Origin of the sequence: Microbacterium sp. NPDC056057 (assembly GCF_042266945.1) — a bacterium.
GTDB lineage: Bacteria > Actinomycetota > Actinomycetes > Actinomycetales > Microbacteriaceae > Microbacterium > Microbacterium trichothecenolyticum_C.
Window position 1 is genome coordinate 241,387 of record NZ_JBHJWS010000004.1, and the last position, 15,323, is coordinate 256,709.

The following is a 15,323-nucleotide window of genomic DNA, read 5'->3' on the forward strand; positions in this document are numbered from 1 at the left end:
GGGCGACCCGGTGCGCCCGCGCGCACGGCAGGATGGGAGCGGAGGTTGGCATGATCTCGACGGAGCTGGCCCTGGAGCTGCGCGAAGCCGGCCTGGTGTGGCACCCGCACTCGGGCGACCGCTTCCAGCTCGACGAGCCGGAGTTCGAGGCAGACGTCTTCACCGTCAGCGAGATGACCATCGAGCCCCGCGAGTACCCGACCGGGCGCATCCTGGCCTTCAACGGCACGACCGAGTGGGCGCTGGATTCCGTCGCCCTCGAAGACGCGCTGTGGCTGCCGTACGAGCACCAGCTGCGCGAGATGCTGCGCGGTGCCTTCCGGTCGCTGCGGCGGCTTCCGGACACCCACGAGGTCGAGATCGTGCTCGGCGGCGAGCGGCGGGTGTTCGAGCACCCCGAGCCCGCCGACGCCTACGCGCTCGCGCTGCTGGAGATGCTCCGCCGACTGGCGTGACGGCGGCCCCGCGAGAATCGGAGGTCCCGCGACGATCGGCCGCTTCGCGCCCGATGGGCCGATTCTCGGCGGATCTCCGACTTTCCCGGGTCACACCCCGATCGTGAGGGCGGCGGTGTAGCCCGCGGTCACCGAACCCGACATGGTGGCGAGCTGGTGGACGGCGCCGTCGTCGCGGAACACGTTGTCGCTCTGCAGCGACACCTGTGATGCGTTGCGCACGCTCTGCTCGTACCCGCTCGTCGCGTAGACCGCGTCGTTGGTCTCGGGCGGCAGCGCGATCTGGCTCGTCTTCACGATCGGGCCGCTCGCGACGGCGGTCGCGATGTCGTCGTACACCTCGAAGTGGATGTGCGGCCAGCGCCCCGAGTAGCACGCCGGGTAGATCGACGTGAAGGTGACAGTGCCGTTCGCGTCGGTCTCCTGCACCCCGCGCAGGTAGTTCTCGTTCTCGACCCCACGGCTGTACAGCGAGTAGTCGCCGCCGCGGTCGCAGTGCCAGAGGTACACCCCGCGGCCCGCCAGCGCCGCGCCGGTCGCGGCGTCCCTGACGGTCAGCGCGATCGTGAGCGGCACGCCGTCGGCGACCGTCGTCGACGACCCGAAGCTCGAGCGGATGTCTGCCCGCACGATGCCGGAGTCGTCGAGCACGTCGATGCCGTTCGACCCGTCCGCCGGGTAGGGCCCGGCGGTCTCGTCGGGAACCTCATCGAGGGGGACGGATGCCTCGGCCTCGGTGGTCGCCGACGCAGACGGCGCCGCGCTCGGCGAGCTCGAGCCGGTCGATGACGGCGTGGCCGAGGCATCCGTGTCGTCCGTGGCGCCGCAGGCGGCGAGCAGGCTGGTGAGCGCGACGCCGCCGAAGATGCCGAGCGCGCGTCGCCGGTCGACGAGGGTGCGGATGTCGTAGACCAGGCCGCGGTGGTCCTCGTCGATCGGGTTGCCGTCGGCATCGAGCCACTCGCGATCGCGCCGGGCGGTGGAGTCGTCGGGGTTCATGCCTTCGAGTAGAGCGCGCGCGACTATGCGACGTCTATGACACGGCTATGCGTGTCGGGTCGGCTCAGCCGATCGTCGTGACCGGCTCGGTGTCGGGGATCGGGCTCGCACCGCGCACACGCAAGTCGGGAAGACCGCGCGCGAACACGATCGCGACGAGGAGTCCGAGTGCGCAGAACGCGGCGGCGGAGGTGTACGCGGCCGCCACGCCGCCCGGGCCGTCGATGAGGATGCCGGCGACGGCCGAGCCGGCCGCGGCGCCGATGAGCTGACCCGTGCCGACCCATCCGAACGCCTCGGCGGTGTCGCTGAACTTGACGCTCGCGGTGGTCACGGCCGACAGCACAGCCAGCGCCGGCGCGATGCCGATTCCGGCGAGGAACAGCGTGGCGCCGATCCACCACACGTTGACCCACAGCGCGGTGAGCGCGAGCCCGATGGCCACGACCGTCAGGCGGCGCGCCATGGCCCAGCGGCCCATCGGCAGGTGCCCGAAGGTGAGCCCGCCGGCGAGACTGCCGATCGAGAAAACGGCGAGCACGAGTCCCGCCTCCAGTCCGCCGTGATCGAAGGTCGCCACGACGCTCGCCTCGACGGCCGCGAACGAGCCGATGAGGAGGAAGCCGATCACGGTCGCGAGCAGGATCGGCGGACGGGTGAGCACGGTGCCGAAGGAGCGCTTGCTGCGCGGGATGCGCACGCGCCCGACCTCGGGGGAGAGGATGAACCAGGCCCCGCCGGCCACCAGGATCACCACGACCAGCATGAGACCGACGACGGTGCCGGCCTGCGTCGCCACGAAGGTGATGAGCACCGGCGCGAGGATCCAGATGAACTCCTGCAGCGAGGCGTCCAGGGAGTACAGCGCCGTCAGCTGCGTGGAGTTGACCATCTTGGCGTAGATCGTGCGCACCGCCGCGACGATCGGCGGCGTCGCGGCGCCCGCGATGAACCCCAGGACGATGTAGACCGGCACCGGGGCGACGAGGAGCGCGATCGCGGTGAGGGATGCCGCGGCCACGACGGTGGTGAGGGTCAGCACGCGGCGCATGCCCCAGCGCCCCATCCAGCGGCTCGTGACCGGACCGGCGAGCGCCTGGCCGATCGACACCGCCGCGAGGACGATGCCGGCGGCGCCGTACGAGCCGGTGATCCCCTCGATGTGCAGGAGGATCACGAGGCTGATCATCCCGTTGGGGAAGCGCGCGGTGAGCTGCGCCGCGATGATGCGGGCCACCCCGGGGGTGCGCAGAAGTTCCCGGTAGCCGGCCACCCGACAACGTTACGGCACGCCCGGGGATCTCCTCGCACGGCCCCGACGACGACCTCGACGCACACTCGTGCGCGACACGCCCGCGACACGCCCGCGACACGCCGGGAGCGTTGTCCACAGGCGAATCCGGTGTCGGAGGCGCTGGCTAGCCTGCACCCTGTGGACGGATGCGGCCGTGGCGTTCGAAAGCCCCGTGATCCTGGCCTTTTCCAGACCCTGGCGGCTGTGGATGAATCCGTGGACAACCTGTGTTGTACATGGGGAGAACGGTGGAAAATCACACCGATGTAACTACTAGCCCTTGTGGTGCTATCGAATGTCGGTACCCATATGTAGTATTGGACTCCCGGTGGGGGGACTGCCGGGAAAGAGCACCGGATGCCACCGGGGGAAGCACTGAGGAGACGGAATCGACATGGCGATCACGGTTTACACGAAGCCCGCGTGCGTGCAGTGCACGGCGACGTATCGAGCACTCGACTCCAAGGGGATCGAGTACGAAATCCACGATCTCTCGGAGGACCCCACGGCCCTCGAGCAGGTCAAGGCGCTGGGCTACCTCCAGGCGCCGGTCGTCATCACCGATGAGGACCACTGGTCGGGCTTCCGTCCCGACAAGATCGACGAGCTCGCCTCGCGTCTGGCCTGACATGTCGGCGGTCGTGACGCAGCGCGTCGCGACGGACGCGCCACTGCTGGTCTACTTCTCGAGCGTGTCGGGCAACACCGCACGCTTCATCGAGAAACTCGGCGCTCGAGCGGTCCGGATCCCACTTCACTCCACGGATCCGGCGCTCGTGGTCGACGAGCCGTACGTCCTCGTGACACCCACCTATGGCGGAGGCCAGGGCAGGGGAGTCGAGAAGGGCGCTGTTCCGAAGCAGGTCATCCGCTTCCTCAACGACGAGCGCAATCGGGGCCTCATCCGCGGAGTCATCTCCGCGGGGAACACCAACTTCGGCGAGCATTTCTGCGTCGCCGGCGACATCATCAGCCGCAAGTGTCACGTGCCGCACTTGTACCGGCTAGAGGTATTCGGCACGCCTGAAGATGTGGAACGCGTGAGCGCGGGATTGGAACGCTGGTGGGAACTCTGACGGAGACCGACTTCAAGACGCAGGCACGCTTCGAGGGCATGGACTACCACGCTCTCAACGCGATGCTCAACCTGTACGACGCGGACGGCAAGATCCAGTTCGACGCCGACAAGCGCGCTGCGCGGGAGTACTTCCTGCAGCACGTGAACCAGAACACGGTGTTCTTCCACTCCCTCAAGGAGCGTCTCGACTACCTCGTCGAGAAGGAGTACTACGAGCCCGCCGTGCTCGAGCGGTACTCGTTCGCGTTCATCCAGCAGCTCAACGACTTCGCGTACGGCAAGAAGTTCCGCTTCGAGACGTTCCTCGGCGCGTTCAAGTACTACACGAGCTACACGCTCAAGACCTTCGACGGCAAGCGCTACCTCGAGCGCTTCGAGGACCGCGTCGTCATGACCGCGCTCGCCCTCGCCGACGGCGACGAGCTGCTGGCCACCAACCTCGTCGACGAGATCCTCTCGGGGCGCTTCCAGCCTGCGACGCCGACGTTCCTCAACGCCGGCAAGGCGCAGCGCGGCGAGCTCGTCTCGTGCTTCCTGCTGCGCATCGAAGACAACATGGAGTCGATCTCGCGCGGCATCAACTCGTCGCTGCAGCTGTCCAAGCGCGGCGGCGGCGTGGCGCTGCTGCTGTCGAACATCCGCGAGGCGGGTGCGCCGATCAAGCAGATCGAGAACCAGTCCAGCGGCATCATCCCCGTGATGAAGCTCCTCGAAGACTCCTTCTCGTACGCCAACCAGCTCGGCGCGCGTCAGGGTGCGGGTGCGGTGTACCTCAACGCCCACCACCCCGACATCATGAAGTTCCTCGACACCAAGCGCGAGAACGCCGACGAGAAGATCCGCATCAAGACGCTGTCGCTTGGCGTCGTCGTCCCCGATATCACGTTCGAGCTCGCGAAGAACGGCGAGGACATGTACCTGTTCTCCCCGTACGACGTCGAGCGCGTCTACGGCGTGCCGTTCGGCGACATCTCGGTGAGCGAGAAGTACCGCGAGATGGTCGACGACCCGCGCATCAAGAAGACGAAGATCAACGCGCGCGAGTTCTTCCAGACCCTCGCCGAGATCCAGTTCGAGTCGGGCTACCCGTACATCATGTTCGAGGACACGGTGAACAAGGCCAACCCGATCAAGGGCCGGATCAACATGTCCAATCTGTGCTCCGAGATCCTGCAGGTGAACACGCCCACCACGTACAACGAGGACCTGTCCTACGCCCAGATCGGCAAGGACATCTCGTGCAACCTGGGCTCGCTCAACATCGCCCTGGCGATGGACGGCGGCGACCTCGCGAAGACCGTGGACACCAGCATCCGTGCGCTCACGGCGGTCAGCCAGCAGAGCCACATCGCCTCGGTCCGCTCGATCGAGGACGGCAACGACCGCTCGCACGCGATCGGCCTCGGCCAGATGAACCTCCACGGCTACCTCGCCCGCGAGCACGTCTACTACGGGTCGGAAGAGGGTGTCGACTTCACGAACATCTACTTCTACTCGGTGCTGTTCCACGCGCTGACCGCGTCGAACAAGATCGCGATCGAGCGCGGCGAGACCTTCGACGGGTTCGAGGACTCGACGTACGCATCGGGCGCGTTCTTCGACAAGTACATCGAGCAGGAGTGGGTCCCCGCGACGGCCAAGGTCGCCGAGATGTTCGCCGGCCACCACATCCCCACGCAGGACGACTGGCGCGCGCTGAAGGCCTCGATCCAGCAGCACGGCATCTACAACCAGAACCTGCAGGCGGTGCCGCCGACCGGCTCGATCTCGTACATCAACAACTCGACGTCGTCGATCCACCCGATCGCGGCGAAGATCGAGATCCGCAAGGAAGGCAAGCTCGGCCGCGTCTACTACCCGGCGGCGTTCATGACGAACGACAACCTGGAGTACTACCAGGACGCGTACGAGATCGGCTACGAGAAGGTCATCGACACGTACGCCGCCGCCACGCAGCACGTCGACCAGGGTCTGTCGCTCACGCTGTTCTTCAAGGACACCGCGACCACGCGCGACATCAACAAGGCCCAGATCTACGCCTGGCGCAAGGGCATCAAGACGATCTACTACATCCGCCTCCGCCAGATGGCCCTGGAGGGCACGGACATGAGCGAGTGCGTTTCTTGCACGCTCTGATCAGGATTCCGAGAGAAGAAGGACGATGAGCGAGAAGCTCCAGCTCCTGGACCACGTCCAGGCCATCAACTGGAACCGCATCCAGGACGACAAGGACCTCGAGGTGTGGAACCGCCTCGTGAACAACTTCTGGCTGCCCGAGAAGGTGCCGCTGTCGAACGACATCCAGTCGTGGAACACGCTCACCCCCGAGGAGCAGACCCTCACGATGCGCGTGTTCACGGGGCTCACGCTCCTCGACACGATCCAGGGCACGGTGGGCGCGGTGTCGCTCATCCCCGACGCCATCACTCCGCACGAGGAGGCCGTCTACACGAACATCGCGTTCATGGAGTCGGTGCACGCGAAGTCGTATTCGTCGATCTTCTCGACGCTGTGCTCCACGAAGGAGATCGACGAGGCGTTCCGCTGGTCGGTCGAGAACGAGAACCTTCAGAAGAAGGCTCAGATCGTCATGGAGTACTACCGCGGCGACGAACCCCTCAAGCGCAAGGTCGCCTCGACCCTGCTCGAGTCGTTCCTCTTCTACTCGGGTTTCTACCTCCCGATGCACTGGTCGAGCCGCGCCAAGCTCACCAACACGGCCGACCTCATCCGCCTCATCATCCGCGACGAGGCCGTGCACGGGTACTACATCGGCTACAAGTTCCAGCGCGGACTCGAGACGGTCGACCAGGCCAAGCGCGACGAGATCAAGGACTACACGTTCTCGCTGCTCTACGAGCTCTACGACAACGAGGTGCAGTACACGCAGGACCTCTACGACGGCGTCGGCCTCACCGAGGACGTCAAGAAGTTCCTGCACTACAACGCCAACAAGGCCCTCATGAACCTGGGCTACGAGGCGATGTTCCCCTCGACGGTCACGAACGTGAACCCGGCGATCCTGTCGGCCCTGTCGCCGAACGCCGACGAGAACCACGACTTCTTCTCGGGGTCCGGCTCGTCGTACGTCATCGGCAAGGCCGAGGCGACGGAAGACGAGGACTGGGACTTCTGAGACCCGAACCATCGAAAGCCCGCGGTTTCCGCGGGCTTTCGTGTTTTTCAGCCCGCCCCATCCTCGTGCAGCGATCTGATCTGTGACGCCGGCATCCTGCGGAACGCTGATCGCCGTACGGGTGTCACAACTGCGCGCTCTGCCCGGTCTTTGTGTTCAAGCCGGTGAATGCCGGCGGATCCGACGAACCGATCACCACACACAGATGGGCCTGCGACATGACTGAACACATCCTGCAACCGGAGGCACGCGCGTTCGCAGAGGCGGCTGCGGTTCCGCCCACGCTCGTCGAACGCGGCGTCGACGGGGCGCGAAAGCTGCTCGACGACGTGCAGTCGGGGCCGGTCGACCTTCCCGATGTCGAGGACGAGTGGATCACCGTGCCGGCTGCTGTCGGCGACGTCAGGGTCCGGATCGTCAAGCCGGCCGGCACGACGGGGTCGCTTCCCGTAGTGCTCTACGTCCACGGCGGCGGCTGGGTTCTGGGCAACGCGGGCACCCACGACCGCCTGGTGCGCGACCTCGCCACGGGCGCCCGCGCTGCGATCGTGTTCGTCGAGTACACGCGTTCGCCTGAGGCGCAGCATCCCGTCGCCATCGAACAGGCGTACGCGACCGCCCGATGGATCATGGACAACGGTAGGCAGAAGGGACTGGATGCTGCGCGACTGGCCGTCGCGGGAGATTCGGTCGGCGGCAACATGGCCGCGGTGCTCGCGATCCTCGCGAAGAAGCGCGGCGATGTCAGGTTCATCCACCAGTCGCTGTACTACCCGGTCACCGATGCGCGGCAGGATACGGCCAGCTACCGCGAGTTCGCGGAGGGCTTCCACCTGCGTGCCGACGCGATGGCGTGGTTCTGGGACAACTACCTCCCCGACGTGCGCAAGCGCAGCGACGTGACCGCGTCACCGCTTCAGGCGCCCGTCGACGAGCTCAAGGGGCTGCCCGAGACCCTGCTGATCGTCGACGAGAACGACGTGCTGCGCGACGAGGGCGAAGCCTACGGTCGCAAGCTCATCGAAGCGGGTGTGCCGACGACGCTCGTGCGCTACGACGCCACCATCCACGACTTCATGATGCTCAACCCGCTGCGCCCATCGGCCGCGACGACCGCCGCGATCGACCAGGCGATCCACACGCTCCGCACGGCGTTCGCCCGCGACTGACCCCACCGGACCCGACCCACCCTCCGAGGAGTTCCTCATGATCGATGCGAACGTCCAGATCCGCCATGTCCCCGCCGGCGTCCTCGACGTCGCCTACTACGACCTCGGGCCTGCAGACGGCGAACCCGTCGTGCTGCTGCACGGATTCCCGTACGACGTCCACAGCTACGCCGACGTGGCTCCGCTCCTCGTCGAGGCGGGCTTCCGCGTTCTGGTGCCCTACCTGCGCGGACACGGTCCGACGCGCTTCCTGAGCGCGGACACGCCCCGAAGCGGACAGCAGGGGGCGCTCGGAGCCGACCTGCTCGCCTTCCTCGACGCTCTCGGACTCCACGAGCCGATCCTCGCGGGGTACGACTGGGGTGGACGTGCCGCCGGGGTGGTGGCCGCCCTGCACCCCGATCGGGTCGGCGGGCTCGTCTCGGCAGGCGGCTATCTCATTCAGGACATCGCCTCCGCGAGCACCCCCATCGATCCGGACCGCGAAGCCGGCTTCTGGTACTTCTGGTACTTCGCGACCGCCCGCGGCCGGGCGGGTCTGGAGCACAACCGGCGCGAGATCGCCCGCGTGATCTGGCGACGCAACTCGCCCGAGTGGGACTTCGGCGAAGGGCAGCTGGTCCGTGCTGCTCGTGCGTTCGACAACCCCGACTACGTCGACGTCGTGATCCACTCCTACCGGCATCGACTCGGCCTCGCCGAGGGCGCCGATGCCTACGCGGACGTCGAGGCGCAGCTCGCCGCGCTTCCGCCGATCAGCGTGCCGACGATCACCCTCGACGGGACAGCGGACGGCAACTTCCCTGCATCCGACGGCAGCCACGACGCCCATCTCTTCGCCGGTTGGCGCGAGCACCGCAAGGTTCCCCACGCCGGTCATCACCTGCCCGCCGAGGCGCCGCGGGCGTTCGCCGATGCGATCCTCGCCGTCGCCGAGACCCCCGGTGACGGCGCGGGAACGCCCTGACCGCAATCGCAGGACACCGGTCCGCGTCAGCCTCGCAGCGGGGCGGTCGATGAGCGGACGACCAGCGTCGTAGACAGCTCGGTGCGCGCTGCGGGGTGGGGGTGGCGTCCGGCGCGCACGCGGACGATCACGTCCACGGCGGCGCTGCCCATCTGGGCGAGCGGCTGGCGGATCGTCGTCAGCGGCGGGTCGATCCAGGATGAGTGCGGCAGGTCGTCGAAGCCGATCACCGACATGTCGTCGGGGATGCGCAGGTCCGCCTCGCGGAGGGCGCGGATGGCGCCGAGCGCACTGTCGTCGCTCGCGGCGAAGATCGCGGTCGGCCGCGAGTCGCGGGTGAGGAGGATCCGCGTGGCGTCGTAGCCCTGGTCGATGCCGTAGTGCGTGCGGATGATCAGGTCGTCGTCCACGGGAACGCCGGCCTGCTGCAGCGCCGCCTGGAAACCGGCGAGCCGGGCGATGCCGTTGTCCTGATCGAGGGGACCGGTGATCGTCGCGATGCGGCGGTGGCCCAGTTCGATGAGATGCTGCGCGGCGTCGAAGGCTCCCTGGAAGTTCGTCGCCGCGATCGAGAACGTCCCCTCGGGCATCCGGTGCAGAGGGTCGACGACGACCAGCGGGATGCCGGCTTCCGCGAGCTGCTGACGTGCCTCGGGGCTCGGCACCGCGACCACGCTGAGCAACCCGTCGGAGCCCCGCTCCAGCGCGTGCATCACCCATTCGTCGCAGTCCTCCGGGTCGGGCTCGACGGCGAGGACGAGGTCCTTGCCGTGCGCCTTCGCCGCCTCGGCGGCACCGCGGACGACGGCCTCCGACCATGCCTGGTCCAGGTTGACGACGCGCATGTCGAGGAATCCGGTCGCCATCCTCGGGCGCATCCGGATCTCGTAGCCGTGGCGCTCGAGGACCGCCGCCACACGATCTCGGGTGGCGCGGGACACATCGGGCCGGGAGTTGAGCACCTTCGACACCGTCGGGATGGAGACTCCTGCCTCGGTCGCGATCTGGGCCAGCTGGACTGCCATTGTTCCTCCGGATCAACTTTCCGAAAATGCTAGCGGCAATCGACGACGATCGGTGGCCCATTCTGCGAACTTCGCTGGACTCGCCCCCATTCGTCGCTCTATAGTCTCACTCTGAGGCACGAAATTTCGAGCTTTCGTATCGAAATCACACGAAGGAGTGAGCATGCAAGGGATGCGAGTCATGGCGATCACGGCGATGGCGCTGGGCGCCGTCCTGGTCCTGTCCGGTTGCGGTCGCAGCGCGGAAGGCAGCGCCGAGGGATCGTCGGTCGCCCCGGCCGAGGAAGGCAAGGCGTCCGGCGTCGTCGAGATCTGGACGGCAGGCGGCCACGCCGACAACCTGGAGAAGCTCACCAAGGACTGGCTGAAGGCCAACCCGGACGCCAGCATCAAGGTCACGGACGTGCCGTGGGACCAGGTGATCACGAAGGCGCAGACGGCGACCGCCGCCGGCAAGGGACCGGACATCATCATGACCGGCGCCGACCAGACCGCGACCGTCATTGGTATGGGCGCCTTCGATGCCGTCCCGGACGGCGTCTACGACACCGAAGACTTCTACCCGGCCGCCGTGGACTCGGTGACCGGCGAGACGGACCTGTACGCGATGCCGTGGTACGTCGAGACCCGCTTCCTCTTCTACCGCGCCGACATCGCGGCCGAGCTCGGCCTGTCGGCACCCACGACGTGGGAGGAGACGCAGGCGATGTCGGCGGCGTTCGCCTCGCGCCCCGGCGGCACGTTCGGCTTCAGCCTGCCCAAGCCCACCGAGCAGCCGGCGCAGGTCATCGTGCCGTTCGACGCCCAGGCCGGCGGTTCGATGACCGACGGTGACGCGTGGACGATCGACACCCCCGAGTTCGTCGAGGCGCTCGACTATTACGGCGGCTACTTCCAGCGCGGCGAGGCGCCGATGGGTGACACCGACGCGACGTTCGAGAACGGCGGGACGCCGATGTTCATCTCGGGTCCGTGGATGCTCGACATCTACCAGGAGGAGATCGAGAAGGGCACCGCTCCCGAGGGCTTCACGATGGACTCCGTCGGCTACACCGTCTCGCCGACCGGTCCCGGCGGGAACAACGACCAGTACATCGGCGGTGGCAACCTGGGCGTGTTCTCGGCATCCGACAACAAGTCCGCGGCATGGTCGCTGCTGTCGTGGATGAGCGCGCAGGAGCAGCAGGAGGCCTGGTACGACCTGCAGGGTGAGCTCCCGGCCAACATCGCGGCGGGGGACTACGCACCGATCCAGGACAACCCGGTGACCAAGACGCTCACGCAGCAGCTGCAGAACACGGTGGCGACGCCGAACTACCCGGCGTGGTCGCAGATCTCAGACCTCATCAGCAAGTACTCCGAGCAGGTCGCGCGTGGCGAGATCTCGAGCGCCGACGCGGCGAAGGAGATCCAGGCGCAGGCCGACACGATCGGCTTCGGGTGGTGACATCCGTTCAGGCGGCGCGGCCGGGGAAGGTTCCTTCCCTGGCCGCGCAGCGGCGGCGCTCCGCCGCCATCGCCTGGGTCTTCGTCGCCCCGTTCGTCCTGACGTTCGGCGTCTTCGGGCTCATTCCGCTCGTCAGTTCGCTGGCGATGGCGTTCACGGATCTTCGGGCGCGGGACATCCGCAACCCGTTCAACGTCGACTTCGTCGGATTCGAGAACTTCGTCGCGGTGCTCACCGACCCGTCCTTCCAGCGGGCGCTGTTCAACACGCTGATGTTCGTCGTGGTCGGCGTCCCCGCCACGCTGTTCCTCGCGCTCGTGCTGGCCGTGCTGCTCAACTCGGTGAGTCGCCGGGCCGCCACCTTCTTCCGCGTGGGCTACTACACGCCGGTCATCACGACGATCGTCGCGGTGGCCGTCGTGTGGCGCATCATGTACCAGAACACGGGCGTCCTCAACACGATCCTCGGCTGGGTCGGCATCTCCGGGCCGAATTGGCTGAGCGATCCGAACACCGCGCTGCTGGCGATCACGATCATGGCCATCTGGCGCAACATCGGCGCGTCGATGGTGATCTTCCTCGCGGGCCTGCAGGGCATCCCCGCCGATGTCAACGAGGCCGCGTCGATCGATGGTGCGAACGCCATCCAGAAGTTCTTCCGCATCACGATTCCGATGATGATGCCGACGATCCTCTTGAACACGATCCTCGTGACCACCGGCTACATGCAGTTCTTCGACGAGCCGTTCGTCATGACGAACGGCGGCCCGCTGGAGTCGACCACCTCGATCGCCCTCCAGGTCTACAACCAGTTCAAGTACGGCAACTACTCGGTCGGCGCCGCCGGAGCGTATGTGCTGTTCGCGCTCGTCGGCATCCTCGCGATCATCCAGTTCCGCTTCTTCCGTCAGAGGACCTGACATGACGACAACCCTCGAAAGACCCGCCGCGACCGAGGCTGTGTCCGCGCCGCCGCGGACGTCCCGCAAGCCCGTACGGTGGGGCAACCTCGCCGTGCTGGCCATCCTCTCGGTCGGCCTCGCAGCCACGGTCCTGCCGTTCGTCTGGATGGTGCTCGGCGCCTTCAAGACCAAGGCCGAGATCATGGCACGCCCGGTCACCTGGTGGCCGCAGCATCCCACGCTCGACAATTTCCGGGCGTGGCTGTTCGAGTTCGACATCCTCCGGCCGTTCTTCAACTCGGTGTTCCTCGCGGTCGTGACCGTCGCCACGACGCTGCTGTTCTCGTCGATGGTGGGCTGGGCGCTCGCGAAGATGAACTTCCGGGGCAAGAACGTGATCATCGTCGTCGTGCTGGCGACGCTGTTCGTGCCCGGCATCGTCACGCTGATCCCGCAGTTCGTCCTGGTGGCGAACCTCGGCATGGTCAACACCTACTGGGGGCTGATCCTGCCGGGCATGGTCGGCGCCTTCGGCGTCTTCCTGATGCGGCAGTTCATGCTCGAGATCCCCGACTCGCTCCTGGACGCGGCACGGATCGACGGCGCGGGGGAGTTCCGCACGTTCTTCCAGATCGTGCTGCCGCTGTGCAAGGCGCCGCTGGCGACCCTCGCGATCTTCACGTTCATGGGGTCGTGGAACAGCTTCCTGTGGCCGCTGATCATCTCGCAGGACGACTCGATGTACACCCTCCCCGTGTCGCTCGCGCTCTTCTCGGCCGAGGCCGGCGGGCACGGATCCGACTACGGACTGCAGATGGCGGGGTCCTTCCTCATCATCATCCCGGTGCTCATCCTGTTCATCGCGATGCAGCGCCATTTCATCCAGGGCATCGCGCTCACCGGGATCAAGTGACCCGATCCCGCCACCTCCACAAGAAAGGAACAGCATTCATGAGCAGTGTCATCGCCGCACCCGAGGGGTTCATCTGGGGAGCGGCCACCGCCGGTCACCAGATCGAGGGCGGCAACGTCAACACCGGACACTGGGAGAACGAGTACGCGCCGGGTACGCAGATCCCGGAGCCGTCGGGTGACGCGTGCGACTCCTACCACCGGTATCCCGAGGACATCGCGCTGCTGGCGGATGCCGGGCTCACCGCGTACCGCTTCTCACTGGAGTGGTCGCGCATCGAACCCGAGGAGGGGGTGGTCTCGCGGGCGCAGCTCGCGCACTACCGTCGCATGATCGACACGTGCCGCGACCACGGCGTGCAGCCGATCGTGACGCTCCACCACTTCACCTTCCCGCGGTGGTGGGACCACTCCGGCGGCTGGTACTCGGAGCAGAGCACCGACCGGTTCCGGCGCTTCACCGAGATCGCCGCCACGATCCTCGACGACGTCGACCTCGTCGTCACGATCAACGAGCCGAACATGATGGTCAATCAGACCGAGGCGCGCATCGACACCGAGAACGGGGTCAACTTCCCCGGGCCGTCGCCGTTCGTCGCCCAGGCGATCGCCGACGCGCATCACGCCTCGACCGAGGTCCTGCGCGGGGTCGGCGGCATCCGCTCGGGATGGACCGTGGCGAACCAGGTGTTCCAGGCGGTGCCCGGGTGGGAGAAGCAGCGCGACGAGTGGCAGTACTGGCGTGAGGACTTCTTCCTCGAGCAGTCGAGGAACGACGACTTCATCGGCGTGCAGTCGTATCTGCGGACGATCATCGGCCCGACGGACGACGAGCTGGGCTACGGCCCCCAGGAGTGGCCCGAGGGCACCGAGCGCACGCTCACCGGGTGGGAGTACTACCCCGAGGCACTGGGTCACGCCCTCCGCCACACCCGCGAGGTCACCGGCGGCGTCCCCATGATCGTCACCGAGAACGGGATGGCGACCTCCGACGACGCCCGGCGCATCGATTACACGACGGGTGCACTGGCGGGAATGGCCGAGGCCATCGCGGACGGCTGCGACGTGCGCGGGTACCTGCACTGGTCGCTGCTCGACAACTACGAGTGGGGGTCGTTCCGGCCCACGTTCGGGCTCATCGCCGTCGATCACGAGACGTTCGCCCGCACTCCGAAGCCGAGTCTCGGCTGGCTGGGCGGGCTCGCGCAGCGGAACGAGATCCCCGCGACGCCTCGAGTGGAGCTGGCCGTCTGAGCACGGTTCCCACCGGACCGGGAGGACGGATGCCGCGGGCCGCGGCATCCGTCCTCCCGTTGCCGTCGAAATCAGCCCGGATCAGCCATTCACTCACGGCGCGACGTGGCGCCGGTGAACCCGTTCCAGAAAGCCGCCCGAAACTCGCGTAATAGATTCCCTAGGGCGTTGTCTCTTCAGTGGGGGATAGCGCCGGAGCCCCGGTCCGGCACCCCGGCCGTGGGTCCCGAGCTCGCGGCTACCGGGGGCGCCGGCATTCTCGCGTCGGCCCCCCGGTCAACCCCCGCGTCATGCGCCCGGGTCACGCAGCGCCTTGAGGGCCATGAGCCACTCCTTGCTCGCATCGTGCAGCTGGGACCGCGCCTGCTCGGCGGCCGCGTCCTGACGATCCAGCTCCGCGCGGGCTGACTCGATGCTCGTGCCGAGTTCGGGCACGCGTCGCGCCGCTGCCCTGAGCTCACGGGAGCCGAGCAGTCCGCGGGCTGACTCGGCGCGAGCGCGGCGGGCCTCCTCGCCGCGTTCGAGAACTTCGGGCAGCGCCGCGACGCTGTCGGTCAGCACGTCGAGCAGCGCGCTGACGGCCGCATCGTCGGCGACGCGATCCTCGCGCGGCGCCTCGTCAGCCTTCGACCGGCGGCGGGGCTTGGGCTGAGGCTTGGGCTTGGACGTGGGAGTCATGATGCTG

General features: G+C 67.2%; 15 protein-coding genes. 11 read left to right on the forward strand and 4 right to left on the reverse strand.

The features are described 5' to 3' along the window. The first annotated feature begins 50 nt into the window (after positions 1-50). Positions 51-455 carry a pilus assembly protein CpaE gene (locus ACFC1K_RS17520; RefSeq protein WP_375872583.1) on the forward strand — a complete coding sequence of 135 codons (405 nt, stop codon included), beginning with the start codon at positions 51-53 and terminating at the stop codon, positions 453-455. 90 nt (positions 456-545) lie between these two features. On the opposite strand, the gene ACFC1K_RS17525 is transcribed toward ACFC1K_RS17520, so the two are convergent. Then, the gene (locus tag ACFC1K_RS17525; RefSeq protein ID WP_375872584.1) at positions 546-1,454 is read right to left on the reverse strand and encodes an intradiol ring-cleavage dioxygenase; all 909 of its coding nucleotides are present in this window, start codon (positions 1,452-1,454) and stop codon (positions 546-548) included. Between the two features lie 64 nt (positions 1,455-1,518). Beyond that, positions 1,519-2,727, reverse strand: coding sequence for an MFS transporter (locus ACFC1K_RS17530; protein ID WP_375872585.1), 1,209 nt, complete (start codon positions 2,725-2,727; stop codon positions 1,519-1,521). Positions 2,728-3,142: 415 nt separating this feature from the next. Here ACFC1K_RS17530 and nrdH point away from each other — a divergent pair, with 415 nt between their 5' ends. From nrdH to ACFC1K_RS17560, 6 genes are all read left to right on the forward strand, one after another. Next, a complete protein-coding gene (nrdH, locus tag ACFC1K_RS17535) occupies positions 3,143-3,376 on the forward strand; it encodes a glutaredoxin-like protein NrdH (RefSeq protein WP_045299982.1) in 234 nt (77 codons plus the stop codon). 1 nt (position 3,377) lies between these two features. Next, positions 3,378-3,824 carry a class Ib ribonucleoside-diphosphate reductase assembly flavoprotein NrdI gene (nrdI, locus tag ACFC1K_RS17540; RefSeq protein ID WP_310292185.1) on the forward strand — a complete coding sequence of 149 codons (447 nt, stop codon included), beginning with the start codon at positions 3,378-3,380 and terminating at the stop codon, positions 3,822-3,824. Between the two features lie 38 nt (positions 3,825-3,862). After that, positions 3,863-5,962: a class 1b ribonucleoside-diphosphate reductase subunit alpha gene (gene nrdE / locus ACFC1K_RS17545; RefSeq protein WP_375872755.1), complete on the forward strand. Its 2,100-nt coding sequence runs from the start codon at positions 3,863-3,865 to the stop codon at positions 5,960-5,962. Between the two features lie 25 nt (positions 5,963-5,987). Next, entirely contained in the window at positions 5,988-6,962 is a 975-nt protein-coding gene (nrdF, locus tag ACFC1K_RS17550; RefSeq protein WP_045299980.1) for a class 1b ribonucleoside-diphosphate reductase subunit beta, read from the forward strand. Between the two features lie 218 nt (positions 6,963-7,180). Then, positions 7,181-8,131 carry an alpha/beta hydrolase gene (locus ACFC1K_RS17555; protein ID WP_375872586.1) on the forward strand — a complete coding sequence of 317 codons (951 nt, stop codon included), beginning with the start codon at positions 7,181-7,183 and terminating at the stop codon, positions 8,129-8,131. A gap of 37 nt (positions 8,132-8,168) precedes the next feature. Then, a complete protein-coding gene (locus ACFC1K_RS17560) occupies positions 8,169-9,098 on the forward strand; it encodes an alpha/beta fold hydrolase (RefSeq protein ID WP_375872587.1) in 930 nt (309 codons plus the stop codon). 26 nt (positions 9,099-9,124) lie between these two features. Here the strand turns inward: ACFC1K_RS17560 and ACFC1K_RS17565 are convergent, their stop codons facing one another. Further along, positions 9,125-10,123 (reverse strand): LacI family DNA-binding transcriptional regulator, encoded by a 999-nt coding sequence (locus ACFC1K_RS17565; RefSeq protein ID WP_375872588.1) that lies wholly within the window; start codon positions 10,121-10,123, stop codon positions 9,125-9,127. A 163-nt stretch (positions 10,124-10,286) separates the two neighbouring features. Between ACFC1K_RS17565 and ACFC1K_RS17570 the strand changes: the two genes are divergently transcribed. Genes ACFC1K_RS17570 through ACFC1K_RS17585 form a run of 4 tightly spaced genes read left to right on the forward strand, consistent with a single transcriptional unit; the run spans position 10,287 to position 14,638 of the window. After that, positions 10,287-11,570, forward strand: coding sequence for an extracellular solute-binding protein (locus ACFC1K_RS17570; RefSeq protein ID WP_375872589.1), 1,284 nt, complete (start codon positions 10,287-10,289; stop codon positions 11,568-11,570). Continuing rightward, entirely contained in the window at positions 11,567-12,490 is a 924-nt protein-coding gene (locus ACFC1K_RS17575; protein ID WP_375872590.1) for a carbohydrate ABC transporter permease, read from the forward strand. The genes ACFC1K_RS17570 and ACFC1K_RS17575 overlap by 4 nt, the downstream gene beginning before the upstream one ends. A gap of 1 nt (position 12,491) precedes the next feature. Further along, positions 12,492-13,385 (forward strand): carbohydrate ABC transporter permease, encoded by an 894-nt coding sequence (locus ACFC1K_RS17580; RefSeq protein WP_375872591.1) that lies wholly within the window; start codon positions 12,492-12,494, stop codon positions 13,383-13,385. Positions 13,386-13,423: 38 nt separating this feature from the next. Continuing rightward, positions 13,424-14,638: a glycoside hydrolase family 1 protein gene (locus tag ACFC1K_RS17585; RefSeq protein WP_045299971.1), complete on the forward strand. Its 1,215-nt coding sequence runs from the start codon at positions 13,424-13,426 to the stop codon at positions 14,636-14,638. A gap of 288 nt (positions 14,639-14,926) precedes the next feature. Here ACFC1K_RS17585 and ACFC1K_RS17590 read toward each other — a convergent pair whose 3' ends face one another. Further along, on the reverse strand, positions 14,927-15,316 hold the full coding sequence (locus tag ACFC1K_RS17590) for a hypothetical protein (RefSeq protein ID WP_375872592.1): 390 nt from the start codon (positions 15,314-15,316) through the stop codon (positions 14,927-14,929). Positions 15,317-15,323 lie beyond the last annotated feature (7 nt).

Coding starts and splice junctions, on each gene's coding strand:
- nrdF (WP_045299980.1), top strand. CDS start 5,988: ATGAGCGAGAAGCTCCAGCTCCTGGACCACGTCCAGGCCATCAACTGG.
- ACFC1K_RS17570 (WP_375872589.1), top strand. CDS start 10,287: ATGCAAGGGATGCGAGTCATGGCGATCACGGCGATGGCGCTGGGCGCC.
- ACFC1K_RS17560 (WP_375872587.1), top strand. CDS start 8,169: ATGATCGATGCGAACGTCCAGATCCGCCATGTCCCCGCCGGCGTCCTC.
- ACFC1K_RS17580 (WP_375872591.1), top strand. CDS start 12,492: ATGACGACAACCCTCGAAAGACCCGCCGCGACCGAGGCTGTGTCCGCG.
- ACFC1K_RS17525 (WP_375872584.1), bottom strand. CDS start 1,454: ATGAACCCCGACGACTCCACCGCCCGGCGCGATCGCGAGTGGCTCGAT.
- nrdE (WP_375872755.1), top strand. CDS start 3,863: ATGGACTACCACGCTCTCAACGCGATGCTCAACCTGTACGACGCGGAC.
- nrdI (WP_310292185.1), top strand. CDS start 3,378: ATGTCGGCGGTCGTGACGCAGCGCGTCGCGACGGACGCGCCACTGCTG.
- nrdH (WP_045299982.1), top strand. CDS start 3,143: ATGGCGATCACGGTTTACACGAAGCCCGCGTGCGTGCAGTGCACGGCG.
- ACFC1K_RS17590 (WP_375872592.1), bottom strand. CDS start 15,316: ATGACTCCCACGTCCAAGCCCAAGCCTCAGCCCAAGCCCCGCCGCCGG.
- ACFC1K_RS17585 (WP_045299971.1), top strand. CDS start 13,424: ATGAGCAGTGTCATCGCCGCACCCGAGGGGTTCATCTGGGGAGCGGCC.
- ACFC1K_RS17565 (WP_375872588.1), bottom strand. CDS start 10,123: ATGGCAGTCCAGCTGGCCCAGATCGCGACCGAGGCAGGAGTCTCCATC.
- ACFC1K_RS17555 (WP_375872586.1), top strand. CDS start 7,181: ATGACTGAACACATCCTGCAACCGGAGGCACGCGCGTTCGCAGAGGCG.
- ACFC1K_RS17520 (WP_375872583.1), top strand. CDS start 51: ATGATCTCGACGGAGCTGGCCCTGGAGCTGCGCGAAGCCGGCCTGGTG.